The sequence below is a fragment of the Kyrpidia tusciae DSM 2912 genome, assembly GCF_000092905.1.
GTDB lineage: Bacteria > Bacillota > Bacilli > Kyrpidiales > Kyrpidiaceae > Kyrpidia > Kyrpidia tusciae.
Map to the genome: position 1 here is coordinate 140,842 of NC_014098.1, position 18,326 is coordinate 159,167.

An 18,326-nucleotide genomic window follows, 5' to 3' on the forward strand; every position below is an offset into this window, starting at 1 on the left:
TATCTTTATACAATGCGGACTAAGATGTACTGTGTTGTTTGCGCATAATTGCGTGCGGAATTGGAAATCCCTATAGCATAATGGCAGCAGTGTGGCGGGACGACAGATGGGCTGACTCACCTGTGAATACGACCCATTTTTTGTTTATGGGGCAATCTGAGGTCGACAAGGGGCAGCCATCCACGACAAGGTGTGAGGGGTGACAGCATTGCGCGGGCAGCTCGTCGACTATGGTCGTCGCAAACGATGGTCCTTCGCGCGGATTCATGAGGTTCTCCCATTGCCGAATCTCATTGAGATTCAACAGAATTCGTACCGATGGTTTCTCGAAGAAGGACTCCGGGAGATGTTTCAAGACATTTCGCCGATTACCGATTTCACGGGGAACCTGGTGCTGGAGTTCGTAGATTACACCCTGGGAGAACCGAAGTATTCGGTCGAAGAGTCCAAGGAACGAGATGTAACCTATGCGGCGCCCCTGCGCGTCAAAGTTCGGCTGATCAATCGGGAGACCGGCGAGGTCAAAGAACAAGAAGTGTTCATGGGGGATTTTCCTCTCATGACCGAGACCGGAACGTTTATTATCAATGGTGCTGAACGGGTGATTGTCAGCCAGCTGGTGCGTTCGCCCAGCGTGTATTTTAACGCGAAAGCGGATAAGAATGGAAAACGCACCTATGGGGCTACAGTCATTCCCAATCGAGGCGCTTGGTTGGAGCTCGAGACTGACACGAAGGACGTGATCTACGCTCGAATCGATCGCACGAGGAAGATCCCGGTGACAGTGCTCCTCAGGGCGCTCGGTTTCTCCACCGATGCCGACATTGTACATCTTCTCGGAGAAGATGAGTACTTGCGCAACACCCTGGAAAAGGATAACACCGACAGCGTGGAGAAGGCGCTGCTGGAGATTTATGACCGGCTCCGGCCGGGTGAGCCGCCGACTTTGGAGAATGCCCGGGCGCTGTTGAAGTCCCGGTTTTTCGATCCCAAGCGGTACGACTTGGCGAATGTCGGCCGATACAAGATCAATAAAAAGCTTCATCTGAAGAATCGTCTGTTAAATCAGCGTTTGGCCGAGGACTTGGTGGACCCCCGAACCGGGGAAGTTGTGGCTGAATCGGGGCGGGTTCTGGACCGGCGCTTGCTGGACAAAGTGGTTCCGGCCCTGGAGGCCGGCATGAATATGAAGGAGTATCGCAAATCCTCCGGGGTGGTGGAGGACGATGTGATTCGCCTTCAAGAGGTGCGGATATTCAGCCCGCTTGTAGAAGGCCAGGTCATCAAGGTCATTGGCAATGGCATGGTGGATAAGTCGGTGAAATACATCGTGCCGGCCGATATCATCGCATCGGTCAACTATTTTCTCAACCTTCTTCACGGGGTGGGAGATATTGACGATATCGACCACTTGGGGAATCGTCGTCTTCGGTCGGTGGGGGAACTGCTGCAAAACCAGTTCCGAATTGGCCTGTCCCGGATGGAGCGAGTGGTTCGGGAGCGTATGTCCATCCAGGATGCCAACGCCATCACGCCCCAAGCGCTGATCAACATCCGGCCGGTGATTGCTGCCATCAAAGAGTTTTTCGGTTCTAGCCAGTTATCCCAATTCATGGATCAAACCAATCCCCTGGCGGAATTGACCCATAAACGCCGTTTATCGGCTCTGGGTCCTGGGGGCTTAACCCGAGAACGGGCGGGGTTTGAGGTGCGGGACGTTCACCATTCTCACTATGGGCGGATGTGCCCGATTGAAACTCCGGAAGGGCCGAACATTGGCTTGATCAATTCCCTCTCCTCCTACGCCCGGATTAACGAATACGGGTTTATTGAAACGCCGTACCGCCGGGTGGACCCGGAAACGGGTGTGGTGACCGACGAGATCCATTACCTGACGGCGGACGAGGAGGACAATTATGTGATCGCCCAGGCCAATGCGGAACTGGACGAAGATGGAAGGTTCACCCAAGAACAGGTCATCGCCCGATATAAAGAAGAGATCGGCATGTTTCCCCGCTCCCGAATCGATTACATGGACGTGTCTCCTAAACAGGTGGTTTCCGTGGCCACGGCGTTGATCCCATTCTTGGAAAATGATGACGCCAACCGTGCCTTGATGGGGTCGAACATGCAGCGACAAGCAGTGCCCTTGCTTGTTACCGAATCTCCTTTCGTCGGTACGGGTATGGAGTATAAGGCGGCCAAGGATTCCGGGGTATGTACCGTGGCGAAACGGGGCGGTGTGGTGGAGCGGGTGACCGCCGATGAAATTTGGATCCGGGTACAGGAGGAAGTCGATGGCAAAGTCGTGTCCGGAGACCTGGACAAATATAAACTGCTGAAGTTCCGGCGTTCCAATCAGGGCACCTGTATCAATCAGCGTCCGATTGTCCGCAAAGGCGAAAAGGTGCAAGCCGGCGACATCATCGCCGACGGCCCGGCGACTGACCAAGGAGAGCTCGCCCTTGGCCGGAACGTGCTGGTGGCCTTCATGACCTGGGAGGGCTACAACTACGAGGATGCCATCCTCCTCAGCGAGAAGTTGGTCAAGGAGGATGTCTACACGTCGATTCATATCGAGGAATACGAGGCTGAAGCCCGAGACACCAAGCTGGGACCCGAGGAGATCACCCGGGACATTCCGAATGTCGGGGAAGATGCCCTGCGACACCTGGATGATCGGGGGATCATCCGCATTGGAGCGGAGATTTACGCCGGGGATATCCTGGTCGGCAAAGTCACGCCGAAGGGCATGACGGAACTGACCGCGGAAGAGCGGTTGCTTCACGCCATTTTTGGAGAGAAGGCCCGGGAAGTCCGGGACACTTCCCTTCGGGTTCCCCACGGCGGGGCCGGGATTGTCGTAGACGTGAAGGTGTTCACCCGGGAAAACGGGGATGAATTGCCCCCGGGGGTCAACCAGTTGGTCCGGGTGTACATCGCCCAAAAGCGAAAGATTTCCGAAGGGGATAAGATGGCGGGACGTCATGGCAATAAAGGCGTGATCGCCCGAATCCTCCCCGAGGAAGACATGCCCTTCTTGCCCGACGGGACGCCGGTGGAAATCGTCTTGAATCCCCTCGGGGTGCCTTCCCGAATGAACATCGGACAGGTGCTGGAAACCCATTTGGGCATGGTGGCAAAAGCCATGGGGCTGCGCATGGCCACCCCGGTGTTCGATGGCGCCACAGAGCACGACATTTTTGATGCGTTAGAAGAAGCCGGCCTCGACCGGGATGGGAAGACGGTCCTGTACGATGGCCGCACCGGGGAGCCCTTCGACGACCGGGTGACAGTCGGGTACGTCTACATGTTGAAACTTCACCACCTGGTGGATGACAAGATCCACGCCCGATCCACGGGCCCGTACTCCTTGGTCACCCAACAGCCTCTGGGGGGCAAGGCGCAGTTTGGCGGCCAGCGATTCGGAGAGATGGAGGTCTGGGCTCTGGAGGCCTACGGAGCGGCCTATACGCTGCAGGAGATTCTCACAGTGAAGTCGGACGACGTCGTGGGGCGCGTCAAGACGTACGAGGCGATCGTCAAAGGCGAGAACGTGCCGGAGCCCGGGGTTCCGGAATCGTTTAAAGTGTTGATCAAGGAACTGCAAAGCCTTGCGATGGACGTCAAAATCCTCTCCGAAGACGAACAGGAGATCATCATGCGGGAGTCTGACGATGACGAAGAAGATAAACTTCACCTGAATCTCGAAGCCCGCGAAACCGGTGAGGATTGAGGGAGAAGCCCAGGGAAAAGGGAGGAACGCTCCTTGTTGGACGTCAACAACTTCGAGTTCATGAAGATCGGCCTGGCATCGCCGGAAAAGATTCGCTCGTGGTCGCACGGTGAAGTCAAAAAACCCGAGACGATCAATTACCGCACGTTGAAACCGGAAAAAGAGGGTCTCTTTTGCGAGAAAATTTTCGGCCCCACCCGGGATTGGGAGTGCCACTGTGGCAAATACAAACGGGTTCGATACAAAGGGGTGGTCTGCGACCGCTGCGGTGTGGAAGTCACCCGGGCGAAAGTCCGGCGGGAGCGGATGGGACATATCGAACTGGCGGCGCCGGTCTCGCATATTTGGTATTTTAAAGGGATCCCCAGCCGCATGGGCTTGGTATTGGATATGTCCCCCAGGGCCTTGGAGGAGGTGATTTATTTTGCCTCCTATGTCGTGACCGATCCCGGAGACACGCCTCTTGAGAAAAAACAACTTCTTTCGGAAAAGGAGTACCGCAGCTATCGGGAGAAATACGGGTATGCCTTTGAGGCGGGGATGGGCGCAGAAGCGATCAAAAAGCTTCTCCAAGAGATCGATTTGGACAAAGAAGCGGAGCAGCTCAAAGAAGAGCTTCGCACCGCCCAAGGCCAGCGCCGAAACCGGGCCATCAAGCGCCTGGAGGTGGTGGAGGCCTTCCGCCAGTCCGGCAATCGCCCGGAGTGGATGATCCTCGACGTATTGCCGGTCATTCCGCCGGAATTGCGCCCAATGGTACAACTGGACGGGGGAAGATTTGCAACGTCTGATTTGAACGATCTGTACCGGCGGGTGATCAACCGGAACAACCGGCTCAAGCGGCTCCTGGACCTGGGTGCTCCAGACATTATCGTTCAAAACGAAAAACGGATGCTTCAGGAAGCGGTGGACGCCCTCATCGACAATGGGCGCCGGGGTCGGCCGGTGACCGGGCCGGGGAATCGACCGCTGAAATCCCTCTCCCATATGCTGAAAGGGAAGCAGGGGCGGTTCCGGCAGAATCTCCTCGGCAAGCGCGTCGATTATTCCGGGCGCTCGGTGATCGTGGTGGGCCCAGAGTTGAAGATGTACCAATGCGGTCTGCCCAAGGAGATGGCCCTGGAGCTGTTCAAACCTTTTGTGATGAAAGAACTGGTGAGTCAGGGGCTGGCCCACAATATCAAGAGTGCGAAACGGAAAGTGGAGCGCGTCTCTCCCGAGGTGTGGGATGTGCTGGAGGACGTTATCCGGGAGCATCCCGTCCTGTTGAACCGCGCGCCCACCTTGCATCGCCTGGGCATTCAAGCCTTTGAACCCGTATTGGTGGAGGGGCGGGCCATCAAGCTCCACCCGCTGGTGTGCACCGCGTACAACGCCGACTTTGACGGGGACCAAATGGCCGTCCACGTGCCGCTTTCGGCGGAAGCCCAAGCCGAGGCGAGAATTTTGATGTTGGCGGCCCACAACATTTTAAACCCGAAAGACGGGAAGCCAGTGGTCACGCCAACCCAGGATATGGTTCTGGGAAGTTATTACCTGACCATTGAAAAGGAGGGCGGGAAAGGCGAAGGGCGGATTTTCGCCGATCCCAATGAGGCGATCGCCGCCTATGAGCGGGGGATCGTTGGATTGCACAGCCGCATTGCCCTGCCGGCCGCTTCTCTCAACAAGACGTCATTGACCGCGGCTCAACAGCGCGCTCTCTTGATTACGACGGTGGGGAAGCTGATCTTTAATGAGATTTTCCCGGCGGACTTTCCGTACATCAATACCGGGAGTATGGAAAATCTGCTCAAGGGGACTCCAGATCGCTACTTTATTTTCGAAAAAGGCGCGGATGTGTCGGCCCGAATTCGCGACTTGAATGTGGCCGATTCCCAAGCAGTTGTAAAGGGCTATCTCGGTTCGATCATCGCCGATTGTTTCCGGAGATACGGGACCACGGAGACCGCCGTGATCTTGGACCGCATCAAGAAACTCGGATTTCACTATTCCACCAAGGCGGGTATTACCATCTCCGTGGCGGACATCACCGTTCCCGAGGAGAAGGAAGAGATTCTCGCCGAGGCTGAAAAGAACGTGCAGGTGGTGCAGAATCAGTACCGCCGGGGCCTGATCACCGAGGATGAACGGTACGGACGGGTGATCTCCATCTGGGGGAAGGCCAAAGACGATCTGACCGACGTCCTGATGCGCTCTTTGGATCACTTTAACCCGATCTATATGATGGCCAACTCCGGTGCACGGGGTAACGTGTCCCAGATTACGCAATTGGCCGGGATGCGCGGGCTGATGGCCAATCCCTCGGGCAGGATCATCGAGCTGCCGATTAAATCGAACTTCCGGGAAGGTCTAACGGTGTTGGAGTATTTTATTTCTACTCACGGAGCTCGGAAAGGTCTCGCGGACACAGCCCTGCGGACGGCAGACTCGGGGTATTTGACCCGGCGCCTGGTGGACGTCGCCCAAGATGTCATCGTTCGAGAGGAAGACTGCGGCACCGACAAGGGGTTTGAAGTGGATGAGATTCGGGATGGTCGGGAAGTCATCGAAGACCTGTTCGATCGGATCAATGGGCGAGTGGCGTTTCAGAATGTCCATCATCCTGAGACCGGCGAGGTCATCGTCCATCGCAACGAGCTGATCGATGAAGACAAAGCGCGGGCCATTGTTGAAGCGGGCATCCGGAAGGTCGTCATTCGGACGGTCCTGACCTGCCGCACGAAACATGGGGTGTGTGTGCGGTGTTACGGCCGGAATCTCGCCACGGGCAAGATGGTGGAGATCGGCGAGGCGGTGGGAATCATCGCGGCCCAGTCCATCGGGGAGCCGGGCACCCAGTTGACGATGCGGACGTTCCACACCGGCGGCGTGGCCGGGGACGATATCACTCAGGGGTTGCCTCGCGTCCAGGAGCTTTTTGAAGCGAGGAATCCCCGGGGCCAGGCGGTGATCACCGAGATTGATGGGACCGTGGCCGACATCCGGGACGGCAAAGATAAACGGGAGATCGAGATCGCGGGCGAAAAGGAAACGAAGGTGTACGCGGTCCCCTATGGTTCCCGGATCCGGGTGATCGTGGGTCAAATGGTGGAGGCCGGGGACGAGTTGATCGAAGGGTCTGTCGATCCCAAGGATATGCTCCGGGTCAAAGGACTGAAGGGGGTCCAGAATTACCTTCTCCGGGAAGTCCAGCGCGTCTACCGGCTTCAGGGGGTAGACATCAATGACAAGCATGTCGAGGTTATGATTCGCCAGATGTTGCGCAAGGTTCGAATCGTGGATAGCGGGGATACCGATCTGCTTCCGGGGACTTACGTGGATCTCCGGGATTACGAGGAAGCGAACCGCCAGGCCTTTGCCAGCGGCCTCGAACCGGCAATTGCTCGCCCGGCTCTCCTCGGGATCACCAAGGCTTCTCTGGAGACCGATTCGTTCTTGTCGGCGGCGTCATTCCAAGAGACGACCCGGGTCCTCACCGATGCGGCGATCAAAGGAAAGGTCGACCGGCTGCTTGGGTTGAAGGAAAATGTGATCATCGGGAAGTTGGTCCCGGCGGGGACGGGAATGGCGCGCTACCGGGGCTTGACATTGGAGGAGGAGGCACTGCCGGAGCCGGCGGTGGAAGATGAAGAAAACCCCGGCTGGGAAGAGGACGTCGAGGCGGAAACCGTCACGGAATAAACGGGATTCACAAGTTGACACCGCTTAACGCCGGGTGCTAATATATCTGAGTGTGTCCACGGCCGGTGTCTGAGGAGGCGGTTGGATGCCTTATGACCGATTAAAGCGCGCCAAACGGATCGTCATCGGCACCAATCAAACTCTCAAAGCTTTACAGGAGAAGAGTCCCGTTGAGGTTTACGTGGCAAAGGACGCCGACCGGCATGTGGTGGCGCGCGTGGTGGCGTTGTGTGAGCAAAAGCAAGTGAGCCTTGTATGGGTCGATTCCATGAAACAACTTGGCAAAGCCTGTGGAATTGACGTGGGTGCCGCTGCTGCGGCGATCATCGAAGAGAACTGGAGTTGAAGGTCTCTTCTTGATCATGGGGTGGCGGCCCGGCGGGGCCTTGCTGAGGATCTCCCGCCGGGCGCGGGGCTGACCGTTCGATCGTGAATGCGGGAAGGGGGTGTCGGCATGCCGACCATTAATCAATTGGTGCGCCAAGGGCGTAAGATCGTGGAGAAAAAGTCCACTGCACCCGCGTTGTTGAAGGGATACAATACCTTCACCAAGGAAGAGACTGATCTTCCTTCTCCTCAGAAGCGCGGCGTGTGCACCCGTGTCGGCACGATGACGCCGAAAAAGCCGAATTCGGCGCTGCGAAAGTACGCCCGGGTTCGCTTGACAAACGGGATTGAAGTGACAGCCTATATTCCCGGGGTTGGTCACAACCTTCAAGAACACTCGGTCGTTCTCGTGCGGGGGGGCCGGGTCAAAGATCTCCCGGGGGTGCGGTACCATATCGTGCGGGGAACGTTGGATGCAGCCGGCGTGAAAGACCGGATGCAAGGACGGTCCAAGTACGGTGCGAAACGGCCGAAGCAGAAGTGATGAGCGTGTGAAGGCGGGAAGGAGGGATCAATATGCCGAGAAAAGGACCGGTGCCCCAGAGGGATGTCATGCCGGACCCGATATACGATAGCAAGCTCGTGACTCGCCTCATCAATAAGGTCATGATGGACGGCAAAAGGGGTCTGGCGGAACGGATCGTCTACGGCGCCTTTGACCTGGTCCGGGAACGGACAGGCCGGGATCCACTGGAAGTGTTCGAACAAGCAGTGAAAAACACCATGCCCGTCCTGGAGGTTAAAGCTCGACGGGTCGGAGGGGCGAACTACCAAGTTCCCGTCGAGGTCCGCCCGGAGCGACGGGTGACTTTGAGCCTGCGGTGGCTGGTGAATTACGCGCGGGAACGCAACGAAAAGTCGATGCGGGAGCGGCTCGCCAATGAGATTCTCGATGCGGCCAACGGGACCGGTGGCGCGGTGAAGAAGAAGGACGATACCCACCGGATGGCGGAGGCGAACAAAGCTTTTGCACATTACCGATGGTGATTCGGGGTTATCCCACAGCCGCTGGGTGATGTCAAGGGTTGTCAGTTCGCTGATCGATGGAGCCGGCGCGACTCTGTAAAGAAAGGGGGAACATGGGATGGCCAGGGAATTCCCGCTGGAGAAAACGCGGAACATCGGTATCATGGCCCACATTGACGCGGGAAAAACCACGACCACGGAGCGGATTCTGTTTTACACCGGCAGGGTGCACAAGATCGGTGAGGTCCATGAAGGCGCTGCCACCATGGACTGGATGGTTCAAGAGCAGGAGCGGGGGATCACCATTACGTCCGCCGCCACGACGTGCCAGTGGAAGGGGCACCGCATTAATATTATTGACACGCCCGGACACGTGGACTTTACCGTCGAGGTGGAACGCTCGCTCCGGGTACTCGACGGGGCTGTTGGCGTTTTTTGCGCCAAGGGCGGCGTTGAACCCCAGTCCGAGACGGTGTGGCGCCAAGCCGATAAGTACCATGTGCCGCGCATCGCGTATGTGAACAAGATGGACATCATCGGCGCGGATTTCTATCGCGCCGTGAGTCAGATGAAGGAACGGCTGGGAGCCAACGCTGTCCCTATTCAACTCCCCATCGGGGCGGAGGATGCCTTTGAAGGGATGATTGACCTCGTCAGCATGCAGGCGTATTACTACCTCGACGATCTCGGCACCCGTAGCGAAGCCCGGGAGATCCCGGCGGAGTACAAGGACCGTGCCGAGGAATATCGTCAGAACCTGCTGGAAGCCGTGGCTGAGGTCGATGAAGATTTGATGATGAAATACCTCGAGGGTGAGGAGATCACCGTCGATGAAATCAAAGGTGCTCTGAGGGCGGGAACGATTTCCGGAAAGATCGTTCCGGTATTGTGCGGCTCTTCCTACCGGAACAAAGGGGTTCAGCTGTTGCTGGACGCCATTGTCGATTTCCTGCCATCTCCGGTGGATATTCCGCCGGTTCGTGGCACAGATTCAGAAGGGAACGAAGTGGAGCGCCATTCGGGGGACGACGAACCTTTTTCGGCCTTGGCTTTTAAAATCATGACCGACCCCTATGTCGGCAAATTGGCGTTCTTCCGGGTGTACTCCGGGACCCTAAGTTCTGGATCCTATGTCCTAAATTCCACAAAGAACAAACGGGAGCGGATCGGACGCATCGTTCGGATGCACGCGAATCATCGGGAGGACATCGACACGGTGTACGCCGGGGATATCGCGGCCGCCGTTGGCTTGAAGGATACATCTACCGGGGACACTCTTTGCGACGATAAAAACGTCGTCATCCTGGAATCGATGGAATTTCCCGAGCCGGTCATTCGGGTCGCCATTGAGCCGAAAACCAAGGCAGACCAAGATAAGATGGGGCTAGCCCTTCAAAAGCTGGCGGAAGAAGACCCCACCTTCCGGACCTGGACGGACCAGGAGACGGGGCAAACGATTATTGCCGGCATGGGAGAACTCCACTTGGAGATCATCGTCGATCGCCTGCAGCGGGAGTTCAAAGTCGAGGCCAACGTGGGTAAACCCCAGGTGGCTTATAAGGAAACCATCCGGAAGAAAGTCAAGGTGGAAGGCAAGTTCGTCCGTCAATCCGGTGGACGCGGTCAGTACGGCCACGTGTGGCTCGAACTCGAACCTCTTGAGCGCGGCCAGGGCTACGTGTTCGAGAACAAGATTGTCGGCGGCGTGGTCCCCAAGGAATACGTTCCGGCTGTGGATGAAGGGATCCATGAGGCCATGCAAAACGGCGTGGTCGCGGGGTATCCGCTTATCGATATGAAGGCGACCTTGGTGGATGGGTCCTATCACGATGTCGACTCTTCGGAGATGGCCTTCAAGATTGCAGGCTCCATGGCGCTGAAATCAGGCGCTGCCAAGGCAGACCCCTATCTCCTCGAACCGATCATGAAGGTCGAGGTCATTGTGCCGGAGGAGTATATGGGGGATATCATGGGCGACATCAATTCCCGGCGGGGACGCATCGAAGGGATGGAGACCCGGGCCGGTGCCCAAGTGATTCGTGGTTACGTCCCCTTGGCGGAGATGTTCGGCTACGCGACCAACCTGCGTTCCCGAACTCAAGGCCGGGGCGTTTACAGTATGGAGTTTTACAGCTACGAGGAAGTACCCAAGTCTGTGGCCCAGGAGATCATCGCCAAATCTAAGGGCGAATGAGCTTCACCAAACGATTATTACAAGAGGGAGTTGAAACCCATGGCGAAACAAAAGTACGAGCGCACCAAGCCCCACGTCAATATCGGGACGATCGGTCACGTCGACCACGGCAAGACCACGCTGACCGCGGCGATCACTGCGGTCTTGGCGAAACACGGGCGCGCCCAAGCCACGAAGTACGATGAGATCGACAAGGCCCCGGAGGAAAAGGAACGCGGCATTACCATCAATACCGCTCACGTGGAGTATGAGACCGAGAAGCGGCACTATGCCCACGTGGACTGCCCGGGACACGCGGACTATGTGAAGAACATGATCACCGGAGCCGCTCAGATGGACGGTGCCATCCTGGTGGTGTCGGCGGCGGATGGCCCGATGCCTCAGACCCGGGAACACATCCTCCTGGCGCGACAGGTTGGCGTGCCCTACATCGTCGTCTTCCTGAACAAATGCGACATGGTGGATGACGAGGAGCTGTTGGAACTGGTTGAAATGGAGGTCCGGGATCTGCTCAACGAATATGAGTTCCCCGGCGATGACGTCCCGGTGATTCGGGGTTCTGCGCTCAAGGCGCTCGAAGATCCCAACGGCCCCTGGGCGGATAAGATCGAAGAGCTCATGAACGCTGTCGATGAATACATTCCGACCCCCGAGCGGGAAGTCGACAAGCCCTTCCTGATGCCGGTGGAAGACGTGTTCACGATCACCGGCCGCGGAACGGTGGCCACGGGCAGGGTCGAGCGCGGAAAGGTCAAAGTCGGGGATGAGGTCGAGATCGTCGGGCTGCGGGAAGAGCCGAAGAAAACTGTCGTAACCGGCGTAGAGATGTTCCGGAAACTGCTCGATGAGGCGGTGGCCGGCGATAACATTGGCGTTCTGCTGCGGGGTGTCGATCGCAAAGAGGTGGAGCGCGGCCAGGTGTTGGTGAAACCCGGAAGCATCAAACCTCACACCAAATTCCGAGCTCAGGTCTATGTCTTGACCAAGGAGGAAGGCGGCCGGCACACCCCGTTCTTTAACGGATATCGCCCGCAGTTCTATTTTCGGACCACGGACGTGACCGGTGTTGTCAAACTCCCCGAAGGCACCGAGATGGTTATGCCGGGGGACAACGTCACGATGGAAGTGGAACTGATTAGCCAGATCGCCCTGGAGGAAGGAACCCGCTTTGCCATTCGGGAAGGCGGCCGAACGGTGGGGGCTGGGGCCGTCACGGCGATCCTGCAATAACTGGCGGGTCGGAAACGGTCGGGCCTTCGGGCCCGACTTTTTCCTGCCGTCCGCCGCCCATGAGCGGTCTCAAGGAGGTTGACGCCTTTCTCTCTTTTGTGGCTGAAAAATTTCGGTTGAGTTTCACGGAGGCCTTATAGTATAATTTTGACTGTTGGGCACTTGCTGCGATGAAGCAAAAGGTTGCCGATGTGCCGGGCCATATGGGCACCAATCGGGGAATTTTTGCGGAGTAGGTCCAGAGAATTGGGCGACAAAGGAGGGATACTCATATGGCGAAGCAAAAGATTCGAATCCGCCTCAAAGCCTTTGACCATCGTATTCTCGATCAGTCTGCGGAGAAGATCGTCGAGACGGCCAAACGCTCCGGTGCAGGAGTCTCGGGACCAGTGCCGCTGCCCACAGAGCGGTCGGTGATCACCATTCTCCGGGCTCCCCACAAGTATAAGGACTCCCGGGAGCAGTTCGAAATGCGGACTCATAAACGGCTGATCGACATCGTCAACCCCACGCCTCAAACGGTGGATGCGCTGATGCGACTGGATCTCCCATCCGGCGTGGACATTGAGATCAAACTCTGACGAACTCCGCAAGGTCGAGGAGGTGGAATCATGAAAGGTATCTTGGGACGGAAACTCGGCATGACCCAGGTGTTCCGGGAGGATGGACGCGTGGTCCCGGTGACCGTCATCGAAGCGGGTCCGTGCATTGTCCTGCAAAAGAAAACCGTGGAAACCGACGGGTATGTAGCGATCCAGTTGGGGTTTGCCGACAAAAAGGGCCGGCGGGCAAACCGGCCGGAGACTGGCCACGCAGCCAAGTCCGGGGCGACTCCGAAGAAATATATTCGCGAGATCCGCAACGTCGATATCGCGAAATATGAAGTGGGGCAGGAATTGCGGGCGGACGTTTTCGCTCCGGGGGAACTGGTGGACGTCACCGGGACCTCCAAAGGTAAAGGCTACGCGGGCACGATCAAGCGCCACAATCAGGCGCGCGGCCCCATGGCCCACGGCTCAAAATATCACCGGGGCGTGGGTTCCCTGGGCTCCATCGCGCCCAACCGGGTGTTTAAGGGCCAGACCCTGCCCGGCCGAATGGGCGGAGAGCGGGTGACCGTTCAAAACCTGGAAGTGATCCAGGCCGATCCCGAGCGCAACCTGCTCCTTGTAAAAGGTGCGGTACCGGGCCCCCGGAACAGTTATGTGATCGTGAAATCGGCGGTCAAAGCAGCGGTGAAGTGACTACACCCGGAAAGGAGGAAAGCCCAGTGCCAAAAGTTGCGGTATACAATGCGGCGGGAGAGCAGGTCGGCGAACTTGAGTTATCGGAAAAAGTGTTTGGAGTGGACGTCAAGCCGGCAGTGCTTCACCAGGCGGTGGTGGCTCAGTTGGCCAACGCGAGACAAGGCACCCGGGCCACCAAGAACCGAGCCCTGGTGCGCGGCGGCGGGCGCAAGCCATGGCGCCAAAAAGGGACGGGCCGGGCTCGGCAGGGCAGCATTCGCGCGCCGCAATGGGTGGGGGGCGGCACGGTTTTTGGACCCCAACCCCGGGATTTTTCAATGCGGCTGCCCAAGAAGCTCCGCCGTCTGGCGATTCGCGGCGCCCTCAGCTCGAAGGTGTCCGAGGGTAGCCTGATCGTCCTGGATTCCCTCCAAATCGAGGCTCCGAAAACCAAAGAAATGATCCGCATCCTGTCTAATCTGAAGGTGCCGGGCAAGGCGCTGGTGGTCGGAGAAGGTCTCAACCAGCCCGCACACCTGTCAGCCCGGAACATCCCGGGTGTGAAATACCTCCCGGCGACGGATATCAATGTGGTCGATCTTTTACACCACGATCACCTCGTTGTCACGACGGCTGCTGTAAAGCGGATCGAGGAGGTGTTCGCCTGATGAAAAGCCCCTATGACATCATCCTTCGACCCGTGGTCACCGAGGAAAGTACCGACCAGATGGCATTGCGAAAATATACCTTTTTTGTGGACCCGCGGGCGAACAAAGTGGAGATCAAAAAAGCGGTAGAAGCGATCTTCGACGTGAAGGTCGCGAAGGTCAACACGATCCGCGTACCCGGCAAAAAGAAACGGTACGGGCGGCACACCGGTTATACGGCAGAACGGAAGAAGGCCGTGGTCACGTTGACCCAGGACTCGAAGGAGATCAAGATCTTTGACGGAGCGTGATCCGATCCCCACAGAAAAGGAGGGAGTCTAGATGCCGATTAAAAAGTTCAAACCGACCTCTGCCGGCCGGCGATTCATGACGGTGTCGACCTTTGACGAAATTACCACCGACGAACCGGAACGGTCGTTGCTCGCTCCCCTGAAAAAACACGCAGGTCGCAACAACCAAGGCAGGCTGACCGTTCGTCATCGGGGCGGGGGCACAAAGCGAAAATATCGCATCATTGATTTTAAACGCGACAAGGATGGCATTCCCGGACGCGTTGCTTCGATTGAATACGATCCAAACCGATCTGCCAATATTGCTCTCATCCATTATGCGGATGGGGAGAAGCGGTACATTCTCGCTCCTCACGGCTTGTCCGTGGGAGACACGATCCACTCCGGGCCGCAGGCGGACATCAAAGTGGGGAATGCGTTGCCATTGGCGAACATCCCGGTGGGCACCATTATCCACAACATCGAGTTAAAACCGGGGGCTGGCGGTCAGTTGGTGAGGGCTGCAGGCACCGAGGCCCAGCTGCTGGCAAAAGAAGGAGCGTACGCCCATGTTCGGCTGGCCTCCGGAGAAGTGCGGTTGATCCGATTGGAGTGCCGGGCGACAATCGGCCAAGTCGGCAACCTCGATCACGAAAATGTGAGCATCGGCAAAGCCGGGCGATCCCGATGGATGGGTAAACGGCCGACGGTCCGGGGTGTCGTCATGAATCCCGTGGACCACCCCCACGGTGGCGGTGAAGGGCGATCTCCCATCGGCCGCAAAGCGCCGGTTAGCCCTTGGGGTAAACCCACTCTCGGCAAAAAAACTCGCAAGAAGAACAAGCCAAGCGATCAGTACATTGTCCGGCCTCGTAAGAAATGAGGTCGTCGGATCAATCGGGTCAATAGGAAAGGAGGCGGAAGGATGGGGCGGTCCTTAAAGAAAGGTCCCTTTTGCGACGCGTATCTCCTGAAGAAGATCGAGGAGATGAACGCGAAAGGGGAGAAGAAGGTCATCAAAACCTGGTCCCGGAGGTCGACCATTTTTCCACAATTCGTAGGCCACACCCTCGCGGTGCACGACGGCCGCAAGCATGTGCCCGTGTACATTACCGAGGACATGGTCGGCCATAAGCTGGGAGAATTTGCGCCGACCAGGACGTACAAGGGACATGCAGGAGACGAAAAGTCGTCCCGCAGTCGGTAACCCGGGATGACGGAAGGAGGGGAAGAGGATGGAAGCGACAGCAGTGGCGAGGTATATTCGCATCTCGCCGCGCAAAGCCCGCCTCGTTGTGGATCTGATCCGTGGGAAGTCGGTGGGTGAAGCGCTGGCAATTCTGAAGCACACCCCCAAGGCGGCCTCGCCGGTGGTGGAAAAAGTGCTCCGCTCCGCTGTGGCTAATGCCGAACACAATTACGATATGGACGTCGAGCGGCTCTATATCAGTAAAATCTGCGTCGATCCAGGCCCCACGTTAAAGCGGTTTCAGCCGCACGCTCAAGGCCGCGCTTTTCCGATTCACAAGCGCACGAGCCACATCACAGTGGTCGTCAGTGAGAAAAAGGAGGGATAGAACTGCATGGGGCAAAAGGTGAGTCCGGTCGGGCTGCGCATTGGAATCATTCGTGACTGGGAATCGAAATGGTACGCCGGCAAGAAGGAATACGGGAAGCTCCTTCTCGAAGACGTAAAGATTCGCGACTATATTTTTAAGCGATTGAAAGATGCCGCGGTCTCCGCGGTGGAGATCGAGCGGGCGGCCAACCGCGTGAACATCACTGTTCACACGGCGAAGCCCGGGATGGTGATCGGCAAAGGCGGTACCGAGGTCGAAGCTCTGCGGGCGGCGTTGGCGCACATGACCGGAAAACGGGTACACATCAATATCGCTGAAGTGAAAAACCCGGAGTTGTCCGCCAAGCTCGTCGCAGAGAACGTGGCTTCCCAATTGGAACGACGCGTGGCGTTCCGTCGGGCCATGAAGCAGGCGATCCAGCGCACGATGCGAGCCGGGGCGAAGGGTGTGAAAATCCAGGTCTCCGGGCGGCTGGCCGGAGCGGAGATCGCCCGTACTGAAGGCTATTCTGAAGGGACGGTTCCTCTTCACACTCTGCGCGCCGATATCGATTATGCGCTGGCCGAGGCCCACACCACGTATGGGCGAATTGGTGTAAAGGTGTGGATTTATCGCGGGGAGATTCTTCCGGTTAAAGGGGATCGGAACGCGGAGAAGTCGAGCGGAGAGGAAGGGGGCAAGTAGAGATGCTGATGCCCAAACGCGTCAAACATCGGAAAGAGCACCGCGGGCGCCTGAAAGGCCGATCGAAGGGCGGCAACGAGATTGCCTTTGGCGAATACGGCCTTCAGGCTTTGGAACCTGCGTGGATCACCAACCGGCAGATCGAGGCGGCGCGAATTGCCATGACCCGTTATATCCGCCGGGGCGGAAAAGTATGGATCAAGATCTTCCCGGCCAAGCCCGTGACGAAAAAGCCGGCGGAGACCCGTATGGGAAGCGGAAAAGGATCCCCGGAGCAGTGGGTTGCCGTGGTGAAGCCTGGGCGCATCCTATTTGAGCTGGCAGGCGTTCCGGAAGAAGTGGCGAAGGAAGCGATGCGCCTCGCTTCTCACAAGCTCCCCATCAAGACGAAGTTTGTGACCAGGGGTGAGATGGGTGGTGACAGCCATGAAGCCTAAGGACTTGCGGCACCTCAGCGATGATGAAATTCAGGATAAGGTCAATGACCTCAAAGAGGAACTGTTCAACCTGCGGTTTCAATTGGCCACGGGACAACTCGACAATCCCATGCGGATTCGGCAGGTAAAAAAGGACATTGCCCGGGCGAAGACGATCCTTCGGGAAAGGGAACTCGGAATTCGCTGAGGCGGAAAGGGGGAGCACGGTGAGCGAAGAGCGGAATCAGCGCAAGACACGGATTGGCAGGGTCGTCAGCGATAAGATGGATAAAACCATTGTCGTGGCGGTGGTCCAGAGCGTGACCCACCCACTGTACGGGAAAACCGTAAAGCGGACGACCAAGTTTAAGGCGCACGATGAGAATAACGAGGCCAGGGTCGGGGACACGGTCAAGATTATGGAGACACGGCCCCTTTCCAAGGAGAAGCGTTGGCGCCTCGTGGAGATTTTGGAGCGGGCAGAAGTCCTGTAATTCTCGCTTGGGAAAGGAGGGGGTACGATGATTCAGCCGCAAACCAGACTGGTGGTGGCCGACAATTCCGGGGCCAAGGAGATCATGTGTTTCCGGGTTCTGGGCGGATCAAACAGGAAGACGGCGAACATCGGCGATATCATTGTCGCCTCGGTGAAAAGCGCAACACCCGGCGGCGTTGTCAAAAAAGGGGATGTGGTCAAGGCGGTGGTCGTGCGATCCCGACGGGGAGTGCGACGGGCGGACGGCAGTTATATCCGCTTTGACGAAAACGCAGCAGTGATCATTCGAGAAGACAAAAGTCCGCGGGGCACGCGGATTTTTGGGCCGGTGGCCCGAGAACTCCGAGATCGGGATTTCATGAAGATCATTTCACTGGCTCCCGAAGTGTTGTAACAAGAGCCTTGCTCGACCAGGGTATCGACCCCGGACCGGGAAGGAACGAGGAGGTGTGGTGGCGGGATGTCCCAAACCAAGATGCGGATCAAAAAGGGCGACATGGTGGCGGTGATCGCCGGCAAGGACAAAGGGAAAAAGGGCCGCGTGCTGGCGGCTTATCCGAAAAAGCAGAGGGTGCTTGTGGAAGGTGTGAACATGGTCAAGCGCCATATGAAGCCAAATCCCACTTATCCCCAGGGAGGCATCATCTCCAAGGAAGCCCCCCTTCACGTTTCAAACGTGATGATCGTGGACCCGAAAACCGGTGAACCGACTCGGGTGGGGATGAAGATTCTTGCGGATGGCAAAAAGGTCCGGTACGCGAAGAAGTCCGGTGAAATCTTAGATAAGTGA

General features: G+C 57.5%; 20 protein-coding genes. All 20 read left to right on the forward strand.

Going from position 1 to position 18,326, the window contains the following annotated elements:
* Positions 1 to 208 precede the first annotated feature (208 nt).
* The 20 genes from rpoB to rplX all read left to right on the forward strand — a co-directional run bounded on the left by rpoB (position 209) and on the right by rplX (position 18,326).
* Positions 209 to 3,736 carry a DNA-directed RNA polymerase subunit beta gene (gene rpoB / locus BTUS_RS00760; protein ID WP_013074216.1) on the forward strand — a complete coding sequence of 1,176 codons (3,528 nt, stop codon included), beginning with the start codon at positions 209 to 211 and terminating at the stop codon, positions 3,734 to 3,736.
* 33 nt (positions 3,737 to 3,769) lie between these two features.
* Positions 3,770 to 7,420 carry a DNA-directed RNA polymerase subunit beta' gene (rpoC, locus tag BTUS_RS00765; protein WP_013074217.1) on the forward strand — a complete coding sequence of 1,217 codons (3,651 nt, stop codon included), beginning with the start codon at positions 3,770 to 3,772 and terminating at the stop codon, positions 7,418 to 7,420.
* An 85-nt stretch (positions 7,421 to 7,505) separates the two neighbouring features.
* Positions 7,506 to 7,766, forward strand: a complete 261-nt coding sequence (locus BTUS_RS00770) for a 50S ribosomal protein L7ae-like protein (protein WP_013074218.1) — start codon at positions 7,506 to 7,508, stop codon at positions 7,764 to 7,766.
* A gap of 108 nt (positions 7,767 to 7,874) precedes the next feature.
* Positions 7,875 to 8,291, forward strand: coding sequence for a 30S ribosomal protein S12 (rpsL, locus tag BTUS_RS00775; protein WP_013074219.1), 417 nt, complete (start codon positions 7,875 to 7,877; stop codon positions 8,289 to 8,291).
* A 32-nt stretch (positions 8,292 to 8,323) separates the two neighbouring features.
* A complete protein-coding gene (gene rpsG / locus BTUS_RS00780; protein WP_013074220.1) occupies positions 8,324 to 8,794 on the forward strand; it encodes a 30S ribosomal protein S7 in 471 nt (156 codons plus the stop codon).
* 97 nt (positions 8,795 to 8,891) lie between these two features.
* A complete protein-coding gene (gene fusA / locus BTUS_RS00785) occupies positions 8,892 to 10,967 on the forward strand; it encodes an elongation factor G (RefSeq protein ID WP_013074221.1) in 2,076 nt (691 codons plus the stop codon).
* A 39-nt stretch (positions 10,968 to 11,006) separates the two neighbouring features.
* Complete coding sequence (gene tuf, locus BTUS_RS00790) at positions 11,007 to 12,197, forward strand: elongation factor Tu (RefSeq protein ID WP_013074222.1); 1,191 nt, start codon at positions 11,007 to 11,009, stop codon at positions 12,195 to 12,197.
* A gap of 272 nt (positions 12,198 to 12,469) precedes the next feature.
* A complete protein-coding gene (gene rpsJ / locus BTUS_RS00795) occupies positions 12,470 to 12,778 on the forward strand; it encodes a 30S ribosomal protein S10 (protein WP_013074223.1) in 309 nt (102 codons plus the stop codon).
* A 30-nt stretch (positions 12,779 to 12,808) separates the two neighbouring features.
* Complete coding sequence (gene rplC / locus BTUS_RS00800) at positions 12,809 to 13,441, forward strand: 50S ribosomal protein L3 (protein ID WP_013074224.1); 633 nt, start codon at positions 12,809 to 12,811, stop codon at positions 13,439 to 13,441.
* Positions 13,442 to 13,467: 26 nt separating this feature from the next.
* Entirely contained in the window at positions 13,468 to 14,091 is a 624-nt protein-coding gene (gene rplD / locus BTUS_RS00805; protein ID WP_013074225.1) for a 50S ribosomal protein L4, read from the forward strand.
* A complete protein-coding gene (rplW, locus tag BTUS_RS00810) occupies positions 14,091 to 14,381 on the forward strand; it encodes a 50S ribosomal protein L23 (RefSeq protein ID WP_013074226.1) in 291 nt (96 codons plus the stop codon). The genes rplD and rplW overlap by 1 nt, the downstream gene beginning before the upstream one ends.
* A gap of 31 nt (positions 14,382 to 14,412) precedes the next feature.
* A complete protein-coding gene (gene rplB, locus BTUS_RS00815) occupies positions 14,413 to 15,243 on the forward strand; it encodes a 50S ribosomal protein L2 (protein ID WP_013074227.1) in 831 nt (276 codons plus the stop codon).
* Positions 15,244 to 15,285: 42 nt separating this feature from the next.
* Entirely contained in the window at positions 15,286 to 15,567 is a 282-nt protein-coding gene (rpsS, locus tag BTUS_RS00820) for a 30S ribosomal protein S19 (RefSeq protein WP_013074228.1), read from the forward strand.
* Positions 15,568 to 15,595: 28 nt separating this feature from the next.
* On the forward strand, positions 15,596 to 15,937 hold the full coding sequence (gene rplV / locus BTUS_RS00825; RefSeq protein WP_013074229.1) for a 50S ribosomal protein L22: 342 nt from the start codon (positions 15,596 to 15,598) through the stop codon (positions 15,935 to 15,937).
* A 6-nt stretch (positions 15,938 to 15,943) separates the two neighbouring features.
* The gene (gene rpsC / locus BTUS_RS00830; RefSeq protein ID WP_013074230.1) at positions 15,944 to 16,624 is read left to right on the forward strand and encodes a 30S ribosomal protein S3; all 681 of its coding nucleotides are present in this window, start codon (positions 15,944 to 15,946) and stop codon (positions 16,622 to 16,624) included.
* A 2-nt stretch (positions 16,625 to 16,626) separates the two neighbouring features.
* A complete protein-coding gene (rplP, locus tag BTUS_RS00835) occupies positions 16,627 to 17,061 on the forward strand; it encodes a 50S ribosomal protein L16 (RefSeq protein WP_013074231.1) in 435 nt (144 codons plus the stop codon).
* Positions 17,051 to 17,248: a 50S ribosomal protein L29 gene (rpmC, locus tag BTUS_RS00840; protein ID WP_013074232.1), complete on the forward strand. Its 198-nt coding sequence runs from the start codon at positions 17,051 to 17,053 to the stop codon at positions 17,246 to 17,248. The genes rplP and rpmC overlap by 11 nt, the downstream gene beginning before the upstream one ends.
* A gap of 19 nt (positions 17,249 to 17,267) precedes the next feature.
* Entirely contained in the window at positions 17,268 to 17,534 is a 267-nt protein-coding gene (gene rpsQ, locus BTUS_RS00845) for a 30S ribosomal protein S17 (RefSeq protein ID WP_013074233.1), read from the forward strand.
* Between the two features lie 27 nt (positions 17,535 to 17,561).
* On the forward strand, positions 17,562 to 17,930 hold the full coding sequence (gene rplN / locus BTUS_RS00850) for a 50S ribosomal protein L14 (protein ID WP_013074234.1): 369 nt from the start codon (positions 17,562 to 17,564) through the stop codon (positions 17,928 to 17,930).
* An 81-nt stretch (positions 17,931 to 18,011) separates the two neighbouring features.
* On the forward strand, positions 18,012 to 18,326 hold the full coding sequence (gene rplX / locus BTUS_RS00855; RefSeq protein WP_041304594.1) for a 50S ribosomal protein L24: 315 nt from the start codon (positions 18,012 to 18,014) through the stop codon (positions 18,324 to 18,326).

Bases quoted from the DNA above. Each gene is read 5' to 3' on its own strand.
- BTUS_RS00770 (WP_013074218.1), top strand. From the start codon at position 7,506: ATGCCTTATGACCGATTAAAGCGCGCCAAACGGATCGTCATCGGCACC.
- rpsL (WP_013074219.1), top strand. From the start codon at position 7,875: ATGCCGACCATTAATCAATTGGTGCGCCAAGGGCGTAAGATCGTGGAG.
- rpsG (WP_013074220.1), top strand. From the start codon at position 8,324: ATGCCGAGAAAAGGACCGGTGCCCCAGAGGGATGTCATGCCGGACCCG.
- fusA (WP_013074221.1), top strand. From the start codon at position 8,892: ATGGCCAGGGAATTCCCGCTGGAGAAAACGCGGAACATCGGTATCATG.
- tuf (WP_013074222.1), top strand. From the start codon at position 11,007: ATGGCGAAACAAAAGTACGAGCGCACCAAGCCCCACGTCAATATCGGG.
- rpsJ (WP_013074223.1), top strand. From the start codon at position 12,470: ATGGCGAAGCAAAAGATTCGAATCCGCCTCAAAGCCTTTGACCATCGT.
- rplC (WP_013074224.1), top strand. From the start codon at position 12,809: ATGAAAGGTATCTTGGGACGGAAACTCGGCATGACCCAGGTGTTCCGG.
- rplW (WP_013074226.1), top strand. From the start codon at position 14,091: ATGAAAAGCCCCTATGACATCATCCTTCGACCCGTGGTCACCGAGGAA.
- rplB (WP_013074227.1), top strand. From the start codon at position 14,413: ATGCCGATTAAAAAGTTCAAACCGACCTCTGCCGGCCGGCGATTCATG.
- rpsS (WP_013074228.1), top strand. From the start codon at position 15,286: ATGGGGCGGTCCTTAAAGAAAGGTCCCTTTTGCGACGCGTATCTCCTG.
- rplV (WP_013074229.1), top strand. From the start codon at position 15,596: ATGGAAGCGACAGCAGTGGCGAGGTATATTCGCATCTCGCCGCGCAAA.
- rpsC (WP_013074230.1), top strand. From the start codon at position 15,944: ATGGGGCAAAAGGTGAGTCCGGTCGGGCTGCGCATTGGAATCATTCGT.
- rplP (WP_013074231.1), top strand. From the start codon at position 16,627: ATGCTGATGCCCAAACGCGTCAAACATCGGAAAGAGCACCGCGGGCGC.
- rpmC (WP_013074232.1), top strand. From the start codon at position 17,051: ATGAAGCCTAAGGACTTGCGGCACCTCAGCGATGATGAAATTCAGGAT.
- rplN (WP_013074234.1), top strand. From the start codon at position 17,562: ATGATTCAGCCGCAAACCAGACTGGTGGTGGCCGACAATTCCGGGGCC.
- rplX (WP_041304594.1), top strand. From the start codon at position 18,012: ATGCGGATCAAAAAGGGCGACATGGTGGCGGTGATCGCCGGCAAGGAC.